The following is an 8113-nucleotide window of genomic DNA, read 5'->3' as shown; positions in this document are numbered from 1 at the left end:
GTAATGCGCATGGACGAGACGCAGGCCTATGCCATGTTCCGCGCTCTCCGCTGGGCCGAAGGCGAGCCGGTCTGCATCCATTGCGGCCATGCCGGGGCCTATGAGTACCAGTCCCGCCGCATCTTCAAGTGCAAGGCTTGCCGCCGTCAGTTCTCGGTCACGTCCGGCACGGTGTTCTCGCACTACAAGCTGCCGATGCGCGACTACCTCGCCGCCATTGCGATCTTCGTCAATGCGGTGAAGGGCGTTTCCGCGCTCCAGCTTTCGCGCGATCTTGGCGTGCAGTACCGCACCGCCTTCGTGTTGGCGCACAAGCCCCGGGAAGCCCTTGCGAGCGAGCAGGATGGCGTGACGCTCGCCGGTGACATCGAAGTGGACGGCGCATACTTCGGCGGCTACGTCCGCCCTGAGAACCGCAAGGAAGATCGCAAGGACCGCCGCAAGCTCATCAACAAGAACGGCAAGCGCAAGTCGGTCGTCGTCATGCGCGAGCGTGGCGGTCGCGTTCTGACGGCGGTATTCCCGACCGAGCATGGCTCCGCCGATTTCATCATGGAGAACGTGCGCCCCGGTTCGGTCGTCTATACCGACGAAGCGCCGGGCTGGGACAAGGTGCGGGGCTTCTTCCAGGCCTATAGCATCAATCACCAGCTTGCCTATGCGGACGGCCATATCTGCACGAACCAAGCCGAGAGCTATTTTTCCCGTCTCCGCCGTTCGGAAATCGGGACGCACCATTTCATTTCGGGCCGGTATCTTGATCGCTATGCCGGTGAAATGGCGTGGCGGGAGAACCATCGCCGCGAGGATAACGGAGCCCAGTTCTTTGCCGCTGGCATCCTCGCCATGAAGCCCCGCGCTTCCGCGTTCAAGGGCTACTCTCAGCGTCACATGGCGAAGTGAGCAAACGCTCCGAATACCCGCACAAAACAAGTTGACGAATCAGGCGCGCGCATGGAGCTTGGAGGGTCGAGACAAATCTCGACAAAAGGGAAAGGCCAGCCCCGTTGGCGCGGGACTGGCCTCGAATAGAAACCGCCGGGTGGCGGCGCGGTGTGATCACTGGATGGACTATCTGGCCATTCGGCTATCACGTCAAGCCCCATTCGGTTCATTAATGGAACCGAGCTAATGGCTAGCGATACCAAAGAAGTCCTTTGCGGCGGCTGCAAGGTCCCTCTCCAGGGCCCCGCTGATGCAAAACCCGAGAGCGTATTCTCCTGTCCTTCCTGTGGGCGTAGTGACCGACTCGACAACATTCGCCGGATCGTCGGCGAGTTTGTTAGAGATGAGGCCGCTCGCTATATGCAGGAAAGCATCAAACGGGCGGTCCGGGGTAGCAAGTTCATAAAGACTACCCACAAGGCGATCCCAAAACGCAACTACCAGTTCGTCGTTGCACTCGATCTCTAGCATCTAAATTCTCCGGCGGGGGCTTCGGCCCCCGTTCCTCTAAACAGCTTCGGCACTGTGGTGTGTATGGTGCATAGTGTCGTAAACCCGCAACATTGTTGTTGAACGGTATCGTCTGCTGTTACAGAATACGCACGGGCCGAACGAGGAGCGTGGCGCTTTGGGCACAGGATGAGCGGTTCGGCTCGGATTCCTGCTCTCCTTCTGCATTTTCGCCGCCGCGCAGGAACAGGCATGGTACCGACAGATCAGGTGGAAGAATCCGGGCAGGACCGGGCCGCGCGATGGGAAAGCCGATTCTGGCGTCTCCTGAGCCGGAAGCATTTTTCCGCGTCCCTGTCAGTCGGCCTCGTCATTCTGGCGATCTGCCTTGGCTCCTTCACCTATATGCTGCTTACGGGACTGACGCCTTTTGCGCCGACGCGCGGTCTGGTGATCTCCCTGCTCCTTGCCAACCTTGCCATCGTGCTGGTGCTGGTGGGGTTGATCTTCTGGCGGGTGGTAAAGATCATCCTTGCGCGGGTGAGTGGCACGGCGGGGGCAAAGCTCCATGCGCGACTGGTGACGCTCTTTTCGATCGTGGCGGTCATGCCCGCGATCATCGTCGCGGTCTTTGCGGCGGTCACGCTCAATCGCGGCCTCGATACATGGTTCGGCGAGCGCGCCCAGACCATTATTTCAAACGCCGAGACGGTAGCGGCGGCCTATCTGAACGAGCACCGGCAGGTTCTGCGCGGCGACACGCTCGCCATGGCGACCGATCTCAATCGTGAACTCAGCCTGCTCGAAACAAACCCGCCTTACTTCCAGACCGTTTTCAACGGGCAGATGCGGGTGCGCGCGCTTCACGGCGCCTATCTCATCAAGTCGGATGGGCGCATTCTTGCGCAGGCGCGCGGCAGCGTTGAGGTCGGCATGCCGGAGCGGCGCTACTTCGAAACAGCACAGGCAAATGATGTCGCGCTTTTCGTGGTCGAGGATCACAACCAGATCCGCGCGCTCGTCGCCCTGCCATCGAAGGAGGACGTGTTCCTCTATGTCGCCCGTTTCGTGGATGCGACAGTGCTCGAGCATCTGTCCGAGACACGCGCCGCTGTCAGCGAATATGAAAATCTTGAATCACGCCGCAACCAGTTTCAGGTCACCTTTGCCCTCATCTATGTGACAGTGGCGTTGATCACGCTTCTGGCGGCAATCTGGCTTGGACTCTGGGCCGCGAACCGGATTGTTGATCCGATCTCCCGCCTTGTCGGTGCGGCCGAGCGTGTGAGCCTTGGTGATCTTCGGGCCCGTGTGCCCGTGAGCGGCACGGGCGATGAACTCGACATGTTGAGCGGTGCCTTCAACCGCATGACGAGCCAGATTGAGAGTCAGCGCAACGATCTCATCGCCGCAAACCACCAGCTTGATGAGCGCAGGCAGTTCACGGAAGCCGTGCTTTCAGGCGTCAGCGCCGGTGTGCTTGGTCTCGACAATGAGGGCCGCATCACCCATGCGAACCGCGCGGCGCTGCGCTTCTTCAGCACGGCGGAGTCCGATCTTCTGGGGCGCACGATTTCGGATGCCATTCCCGAAATGGCGGCGGCGGTGGAAGATGCGCGCGCTCATCCCGCCCGTACGGCACAGGCGCAAGCCGTCCTGGAGCAGGGCGGGCAGGAGCGCATTCTCAACCTGCGCGTGACGCGCGAGATGACGGATTCAGGACAGGGCGGTTTCGTTCTCACCTTTGATGACATCACTGAACTCGTGCGCGCGCAGCGAACGTCCGCCTGGGCGGATGTGGCGCGCCGTATCGCGCATGAGATCAAGAACCCGCTCACGCCGATCCAGCTTTCGGCAGAGCGCCTGCGCCGGAAATATGGCAGGGAAGTCACCACCGACCCGGAAGTCTTCGAGCAGTGCACGCAGACCATCATCCGGCAGGTCGGTGATATTGGCCGCATGGTGGATGAGTTCTCTTCCTTTGCGCGCATGCCTTCTGCCACGATGAAGGTGATCGATATAAACGAGGTTCTGCGCCAGTCGGTATTCCTCCAGCGCGTTGGCCACCCGGATATCGACTATATGCTGGAACTCCCCGACGAGACGGTGATGCTTGAATGTGATGGCCGTCTCGTCAGCCAGGCGCTGACGAACATTCTCAAGAATGCCGCAGAAGCCGTGCGGCGTGTTGGTCAGGAAGACGGCGAGGAAGGCGCAGAGCCGCAGGGAAAGCCCGGCGAGAAGATCGGGCGGATCCATATTCGCCTTTCTGCAGATGATGAAAACGTCACCATCACGGCAACGGACTCAGGTTGCGGTCTGCCGGAAGCGGATCGCTCGCGCCTGACCGAGCCTTACATGACAACACGCGCGAAAGGCACAGGGCTTGGCCTCGCCATCGTCAACAAGGTGATGGAAGACCACAGCGGCAAGCTCATTCTCGAGGATGCGCCTGCCGATGAGGGCTGGGAAAGCGGCGCAAGGGTGAGGCTCATTTTTCCGCGACACCGTGTGGCGGATGAAGTTTCGAACGACAAGAATGGCAGCGCTGAGCGCGCAGCCGGACGGATAGGTAAAGAGGCTGTCAATGGCGTCTGATATTCTGATTGTGGATGATGAAGCGGATATTCGCGAACTGGTCGCGGGTATTCTCAACGATGAAGGCTATGATACGCGCAGCGCCGGAGACAGCGACAAGGCACTCGCTGCCATCGAGGCGCGCCGTCCCGGCCTTGTCATTCTCGATATCTGGCTTCAGGGCAGCAAGCTTGACGGGCTTGAGCTTCTCGATGTCATTCGCGAGCGCCATCCTGATCTGCCGGTGATCGTGATAAGCGGCCACGGCAATATCGAAACGGCTGTCTCCGCCATCAAGAAGGGCGCTTACGACTTCATTGAAAAGCCGTTCAAGGCAGATCGGCTTATCCTCATCGTCCGCCGCGCCATCGAGGCGCACAGGCTGCGCCGCGAAAACAGCGAGCTGCGTCTGCGCGCGGGCGATGACACGGTGCTGATCGGTGCCTCACCTGCGCTTTCCCATGTGCGGCAGACGATCGAAAAAGTCGCGCCGACAAACAGCCGCGTTCTCATTCAGGGGCCGTCAGGCTCGGGCAAGGAAGTTGTCGCAAGGTTGCTTCATGCGCGCTCGCGCCGTGCAGGTAATGCCTTTGTCGCCATCAATGCGGCAAACATGGCGCCAGAGCGCATGGAGATAGAGCTTTTCGGCACTGAGGAAACCGCATCCGGCCCGCGCAAGGTCGGCGTTTTCGAGCAGGCACATGGCGGCACGCTCTTTCTCGATGAAGTGGCCGAGATGCCGCTTGAGACCCAGAGCAAGATTTTACGTGTGCTGGTGGACCAGACATTCGAGCGCGTGGGCGGCGGAGCCCGCGTCAAGGTGGATGTGCGCGTCGTGTCCTCTTCCAGCCGTGATCTCCTTGAGGAAATCGCCAAGGCCCGCTTCCGCGAAGACCTCTATCACCGGCTGAATGTCGTGCCGATCAACGTGCCGCCGCTCGCCGCACGGCGCGAGGACATTCCGCTACTCGTCGAGCATTTCATGGCACAGATTTCCCGTGCAACGGGTCTGCCGCAGCGCCGCGTGTCGGACGATGCAATGGCCGCCCTTCAGGCGCATGACTGGCCGGGCAACGTCCGCCAGCTTCGCAACAATATCGAGCGGCTGCTGATCCTCGCGTCGGGCGATCCGAATGCGGTGGTAACGGCAGACATGCTCCCCGCAGAAGTTACGACCTCGGCGCAGATGTCGGTGAATGGCGCGGGCGGGGAACACATCATGGCGCTTCCGCTGCGCGAAGCACGCGAGACGTTCGAGCGTGAGTATCTGATGGCCCAGATCAGCCGTTTCGGCGGAAACATCTCGCGCACCGCCGCCTTTATCGGCATGGAGCGTTCCGCGCTGCATCGCAAACTCAAATCGCTGGGTGTTGCCACAGCAAACCGGCCAGACGTGCCCGCCTGATATTGTTCAGCGTCGCACAAAACGAAGAAACCGGATCATGAAAGTCATCATTTGTGGCGCAGGGCAGGTTGGTTTCGGCATCGCCCGGCAGCTTGCCTCCGAACAGAATGATGTGACGGTGATCGAGCAGTCGCCGCAACTCGTTCAGCAGATTTCGGATTCGCTCGATGTGCGCGCCATTGTTGGCCACGGTGCGCATCCCGATGTGCTGGAACGCGCAGGCGCTGAGTCAGCAGACATGCTGATCGCCGTTACCTTTCATGATGAAGTGAACATGACCGCCTGTCAGGTCGCTCACTCCATTTTCAATGTGCCGACAAAGATCGCTCGTATCCGCTCGCAATCCTATCTGCAACCCGGCTTCCAGACGCTTTTCTCGCAGGATCACCTGCCGATTGACGTGATCATCTCGCCGGAGCTGGAAGTAGGGAAGGCGGTTCTGCGCCGCCTCGCCGTGCCCGGCGCTTTCGATATCCTGCATTTCGCGGAAGGGAAGGTGAGCGTCGTCGGTGTGTTGCTGGAAGAAAATTGTCCCATCGTCAACACGCCGCTCCGTCAGTTGACAGAACTTTTCCCCGATCTTCGCTCCCGTGTTGTCGGGGTGGTGCGCAATGGCGATCTCTTCGTGCCGCAGAGCGATGATTCAATGCTGGTCGGCGACGAGGTCTATTTTGCGGCGGATATCCGCGATGTTCGCCGCACGCTGACGATTTTCGGGCATGAGGAAGCCGAGGCGCGCCGCATTATCATCATCGGCGCCGGGAATATCGGTCTTCATGTGGCGCAGGCACTGGAGGAAAGCCATTCCGGCACGCGCGTCAAACTCATCGAGCGCGATCGCGCAAAGGCGGTTTATGCCGCAGACCGGCTGAAGCGGTCCATCGTGTTGCATGGCGACGGGCTTGACCCTGAATTGCTGCATGAGGCGGGCATATCCGACACCGAAACGCTGCTGACGCTCACCAATAATGATCAGGCGAATATCCTTGCCTGCCTCGTAGCAAAGCGCGAAGGATGCTATCGCACCATGGCGCTCATCAACAATACGACCTACGAGCCACTGATGCACTCGCTCGGCATTGATGCTTTCATCAATCCCCGCGGGGCAACCGTTTCAACCGTGCTTCAGCATGTCCGCCGTGGCCGCATCCGCGGGTTGCAGACGGTGCGGGATGGCGCTGCGGAGGTCATCGAGGCCGAGGCGCTCGCAACCTCTCCGATGGTTGGCAAGCCGCTTCGGGAAGTGGCATTGCCGCGTGGCATTCTGGTCGGCGCGATTGTCCGCAAGGGAGAGGTCATCATCCCCCGTGGCGAGACGGAAGTTCAGGTGGGCGACCACGTCATTCTTTTCGTCCGCTCCGATCTCGTAAAAAAGGTGGAACAGATGTTCCGCGTCAGCCTCCAATTCTTCTGATCTGCTACCGCGCCGGGGAACGCCGTCTTGTCTCGTATTGCCTATGTGAATGGCCGCTATCTGCGGCACGCCGAAGCCGCCGTCCATATCGAGGATCGCGGCTATCAATTTGCCGATGGCGTCTATGAAGTCTGCGGCCTGCGCGACGGGAAGCTCATGGATGAGCGCCTCCATATGGAGCGGTTGGCGCGCTCGCTCGATGCGCTGAGGATCGCGATGCCGGTGGCTCCCGCCGCCCTTGGCCTCATCCTGCGCGAAGTGGTCCGCCGGAACGGCCTCACGCGAGATGCCGGGCTTGTCTATCTGCAGGTCACGCGAGGCGTTGCACCGCGCGACCATCCCTTTCCGGCAAGGCCTGTCAATCCGTCCATTGTCGTCACCGCCAAGCGGCTCAACATGGCCCGCATCGAGGCGGCGCTATCGCAGGGCGTCTCCGTCATTACCCTGCCGGATCAGCGCTGGGGGCGGTGTGATATCAAATCCGTGGGGCTGCTTCCCAACATCCTCGCCAAGCAAACCGCACGCGAGGCGGGGGCCTATGAAGCCTGGCTTGTGGACCGGGAGGGCTTTGTCACCGAAGGCTCGTCCACCAATGCCTGGATCGTGGACAGGGAAGGGCACCTTGTATCAAGGCCGGAAGGCCCCGATATTCTGAGCGGCGTCACCCGCAAGGTGCTGTTGGAGGCCGCCAGAAGCGAGGGGATGAAGGTGGTGGAGCGCCCCTTCACGCCGGAGGAGGCGAAGTCCGCTCGCGAAGCCTTCATAAGTGCCTCTTCCGCTATCTTGCTCCCTGTAACGCAGGTTGATGGCCAGCCGGTAGGGAATGGCGCACCCGGCTCCCTTTCGCTGCGTCTGAGGGAGGCCTATATGCGGCACTGTGAGCTGAGTTGATGAGGTTTGATGAATTGCGCTTGCGAAGTAAATTTCGCACTTGCAGCATAATGCGAAACACCAGAGTGTAGAGACAAGTCGCATCCGCATTCCGACCGTTTGCGGACCAAGATAAGCCAGTCCAAGGCGGCAGAGGTCTGGCACCCTGAAACTCAAAAATGGGGTTTACCCATGGAAAAGACTCATAATCTTCAGGACACGTTCCTGAACCATGTTCGGAAGAACAAGACGAACCTCACCATCTTCCTGGTCAATGGCGTGAAGCTGCAGGGCGTGGTCACCTGGTTCGATAATTTTTGTGTGTTGTTGCGTCGGGACGGGCATTCGCAGCTTGTTTACAAGCATGCCATCTCGACCATCATGCCGGCCCAGCCTGTACAACTCTTCGATGCTGAGGGAAACGGGGACGAGGCCTGAGAGTTTAGTCTTTG

7 protein-coding genes are annotated in these 8113 nt (G+C 60.2%); 6 read left to right on the top strand and 1 reads right to left on the bottom strand.

Going from position 1 to position 8113, the window contains the following annotated elements:
* Positions 1-903, top strand: a 903-nt coding sequence (locus WBF74_RS13675) for an IS1595 family transposase (RefSeq protein ID WP_424440852.1), incomplete at its 5' end; no start/stop codon positions are given.
* Between the two features lie 225 nt (positions 904-1128).
* Here the strand turns inward: WBF74_RS13675 and WBF74_RS13670 are convergent.
* Positions 1129-1416, bottom strand: a complete 288-nt coding sequence (locus tag WBF74_RS13670) for a hypothetical protein (RefSeq protein WP_424440850.1) — start codon at positions 1414-1416, stop codon at positions 1129-1131.
* Positions 1417-1647: 231 nt separating this feature from the next.
* Here WBF74_RS13670 and WBF74_RS13665 point away from each other — a divergent pair, with 231 nt between their 5' ends.
* The 5 genes from WBF74_RS13665 to hfq all read left to right on the top strand — a co-directional run bounded on the left by WBF74_RS13665 (position 1648) and on the right by hfq (position 8099).
* The gene (locus WBF74_RS13665; protein ID WP_424440848.1) at positions 1648-3993 is read left to right on the top strand and encodes an ATP-binding protein; all 2346 of its coding nucleotides are present in this window, start codon (positions 1648-1650) and stop codon (positions 3991-3993) included.
* On the top strand, positions 3983-5377 hold the full coding sequence (locus tag WBF74_RS13660) for a sigma-54-dependent transcriptional regulator (RefSeq protein WP_424440846.1): 1395 nt from the start codon (positions 3983-3985) through the stop codon (positions 5375-5377). Before WBF74_RS13665 ends, WBF74_RS13660 begins: the two co-directional genes overlap by 11 nt.
* Before the next feature lie 37 nt (positions 5378-5414).
* Positions 5415-6791: a Trk system potassium transporter TrkA gene (trkA, locus tag WBF74_RS13655; RefSeq protein ID WP_424440844.1), complete on the top strand. Its 1377-nt coding sequence runs from the start codon at positions 5415-5417 to the stop codon at positions 6789-6791.
* Positions 6792-6818: 27 nt separating this feature from the next.
* On the top strand, positions 6819-7682 hold the full coding sequence (locus WBF74_RS13650) for a D-amino-acid transaminase (protein ID WP_424440842.1): 864 nt from the start codon (positions 6819-6821) through the stop codon (positions 7680-7682).
* Positions 7683-7853: 171 nt separating this feature from the next.
* Positions 7854-8099, top strand: coding sequence for an RNA chaperone Hfq (gene hfq, locus WBF74_RS13645; protein WP_424440840.1), 246 nt, complete (start codon positions 7854-7856; stop codon positions 8097-8099).
* The last annotated feature ends 14 nt before the right edge of the window (positions 8100-8113 follow it).

Source organism: Parvibaculum sp. (assembly GCF_049672805.1).
GTDB lineage: Bacteria > Pseudomonadota > Alphaproteobacteria > Parvibaculales > Parvibaculaceae > Parvibaculum.
This window is presented reverse-complemented; position numbering and strand designations above follow the sequence as displayed.

Coding starts and splice junctions, on each gene's coding strand:
- WBF74_RS13670 (WP_424440850.1), bottom strand. CDS start 1,416: ATGCTAGAGATCGAGTGCAACGACGAACTGGTAGTTGCGTTTTGGGAT.
- WBF74_RS13665 (WP_424440848.1), top strand. CDS start 1,648: ATGGTACCGACAGATCAGGTGGAAGAATCCGGGCAGGACCGGGCCGCG.
- WBF74_RS13660 (WP_424440846.1), top strand. CDS start 3,983: ATGGCGTCTGATATTCTGATTGTGGATGATGAAGCGGATATTCGCGAA.
- trkA (WP_424440844.1), top strand. CDS start 5,415: ATGAAAGTCATCATTTGTGGCGCAGGGCAGGTTGGTTTCGGCATCGCC.
- hfq (WP_424440840.1), top strand. CDS start 7,854: ATGGAAAAGACTCATAATCTTCAGGACACGTTCCTGAACCATGTTCGG.